At 65.7% G+C, this 2722-nt stretch carries 3 protein-coding genes and 1 pseudogene; all 4 read left to right on the forward strand.

The window, feature by feature from the left end:
* Positions 1-815 (forward strand): alpha-E domain-containing protein (locus tag DY468_RS24365; protein ID WP_164608167.1); only part of this gene is annotated, 815 nt, incomplete at its 5' end.
* 52 nt (positions 816-867) lie between these two features.
* A complete protein-coding gene (locus DY468_RS24370; protein WP_164608169.1) occupies positions 868-1695 on the forward strand; it encodes a transglutaminase family protein in 828 nt (275 codons plus the stop codon).
* 109 nt (positions 1696-1804) lie between these two features.
* Positions 1805-2551: a proteasome-type protease gene (locus DY468_RS24375; protein ID WP_164608170.1), complete on the forward strand. Its 747-nt coding sequence runs from the start codon at positions 1805-1807 to the stop codon at positions 2549-2551.
* An 18-nt stretch (positions 2552-2569) separates the two neighbouring features.
* Positions 2570-2722: pseudogene (locus DY468_RS24875) on the forward strand (GNAT family N-acetyltransferase); the annotation flags it as partial.

Here is a 2722-nt window from a genome sequence, read left to right on the forward strand (position 1 = left end):
CACTCTCTCCGGCGTCGGCAGCGTCAGATGTGTATAAGGGGACAGTCTACGAGCAGTACGACGAGGCCAACGAAGCCAACGTCGTCGAATTCCTGTCGATGTCGACCTCCAACCCCTCCTCGATCCGCAACTGCATCGAGGCGGCGCGGTTGAACGCGCGTTCAGTCCGCACCGCGCTGACCGGGGTGATGTGGGACACCATCAATTCGGCCTGGATCGAATTGCAGGAGAGCTGGAGCAAGGGCGCGAAAACCCGCGAGCAACTGACCCAGTTCCTACGCTTCGTGCAGGAGACCTCGCTGCGATTCGACGGTTCGGCCTATCGCACCATGCTGCGCAACGACGCTTATTGGTTCTCGCGGCTCGGCGTGCATCTGGAGCGCGCCGACAACACCGCGCGGATTCTCGACGTCAAATATCATTTGCTGCTCCCGGAAGAAGAGCACGTCGGCGGCCCGCTGGATTACTATCAGTGGTCGTCGATCCTGCGCTCGGTGTCGGCGCTCACTGCCTATCACTGGGTGTATCGCGAGACGCTCAAACCCTGGCTGATCGCAGACCTGTTGATCCTCAACGACAGCCTGCCGCGCTCGCTGGCGTCGTGCTATGGTAATCTCGTGCGCAATCTCGACCAGATCGGCGTCGCCTATGGCCGCCAGGGCCCGGCTCAACGCCACGCCCGCGCAATCCGCAACCGGCTCGAGCATTCCAACATGGACGATATCTTCCAGCGCGGCGTCCACGAGTTCATTCAGGAATTCATCGCCGACAACAGCCGGCTCGGCGAAATCGTCGCCAAGCAGTATCTCATCTGATCGGCCGAGGGCGCGCGACCGCGCGACCCGCCGCAACCGGACTTTGGACGCCATGCGCCTGCGCATCACGCACACCACCAACTATCGCTACGAGCCGCCCGCCACCGGCGTGATCCAGGTGCTGCGGATGACGCCGGGCAGCCACGACGGCCAATACGTCGCCGACTGGCAGATCGACATCTCCGCCGATACCCGCCTCGACATGCACTACGACGCGTTCGGCAACATCACCCATGTGCTCACGGTCGGCGCCACCGAGGATCTCACCGTGACTGCCGAAGGACTTATCGAGACCTCCGACACCGGCGGCGTGCTCAAGGGCACCGACGAGCGGTTTCCGCCGCAGCTGTTTCTGCGCCCGACCGAGCTGACCGAGCCGGCATCGCCGATGCTGGCGCTTGCGCGCGAGCTGCGCGGCGACGGCAGCGGCGATACGATCGGCTTTCTGCACGCGCTGATGACGGCGATCAACCAGCACATCACCTTCGACGACGATCCGACGCATTCCGGCACCACGGCGGCGGAGGCTTTCGCGTTGCGCCGCGGCGTCTGCCAGGACTACGCGCATGTGTTCATCGCCTGCGCCCGCGCCGGCGGGGTGCCGGCGCGGTTCGTCTCCGGACATTTCCTGCGCGCCGACGGCGTGGTGCACCAGCCCGCCGGCCACGCCTGGGCCGAAGCCCATGTGCCGGGTCTCGGCTGGGTCGGGTTCGATCCGGCCAACGGCATCTGCACCACCGACGCCCACGCCCGCGTCGCGATCGGGCTCGACTATCTCGGCGCCGCACCGGTGCGCGGCACCCGCTACGGCGGCGGCCTCGAGACGCTGACCGTGTCGGTCAAGGTCGATCAGGCCGGCCGGCAGTTTCAGTCGCAATAGTCGCCGTTTTCGGGGCTGGACGACCGGCGCGGATGGGCTAGTGTCCCGCGGCCGATCGGCGCTGCCGCGCCGGCACAATTCCTGTCAGACCTGTGAGCTCGAGGACGAGATGACCTATTGCTGTGGAGTGCTGGTGCGCGAGGGCCTGGTGATGGTCGCCGACACCCGCACCAATGCCGGGCTCGACAACATCTCGACCTTCCGCAAGCTGCACGTCTTCAGCAAGCCGGGCGACCGCATCATGGCGGTGGCGAGCGCCGGCAATCTGTCGATCAGCCAGTCGGTGCTGTCGACCCTGACCGAAGGCCTCGAAAACGCCGAGACCGGCGAGCGCGAGACCCTGATCGGCGCGTCCAGCATGTTTCAGGCCGCGCAACTGATCGGCCGCGTCATCCGCCACGTCAACGCGACCGAGGCGCAAGCGCTGAAGGCCGAGGAAATCAACTACGAGGTGTCGTTCCTGTTCGGCGGCCAGATCAAGGGCGAGCGGATGCGGCTGTTCATGATCTACCCGGCCGGCAATTTCATCGAATGCACCATCGACACGCCTTACTTGCAGATCGGCGAGCACAAATACGGCAAGCCGGTGCTCGACCGCGCGATTACTTACGACGTCGAATTGTACGAGGCACTGAAGACCAGCCTGATCTCGATGGATTCGACGATGCGCTCCAATCTCGGCGTCGGCCTGCCGATCGACGTCCTCGTCGTCCGCACCGACGTCTGCGACGCCGACCTCAATCACCGCATCGAGGCCGGCGAGCCGTATTTCCACGACCTCCGCTCGCGCTGGTCCGCGGCCTTGCGCGCCGCCCACAAGAACATCCCGCGCCCGCCCTACAAGAATCCGGCGTGAGGCATCGGGCGCGAGATCATGATGGCAAAGACCGCCACCTGGCGCGGCATGACGCCCGCCGATCTGCCCGCCGTCGACGCCATCGCGGCGGTGGTGCATGCGGCCTATCCTGAAGACGCCGCGGTGTTCGCCGAGCGGCTGGCGCTCCATCCGGACGGCTGCCTCGTCCCC

This window comes from Rhodopseudomonas sp. BR0M22, assembly GCF_010907035.1.
In the GTDB taxonomy this organism is placed as follows: Bacteria; Pseudomonadota; Alphaproteobacteria; order Rhizobiales; family Xanthobacteraceae; genus Rhodopseudomonas.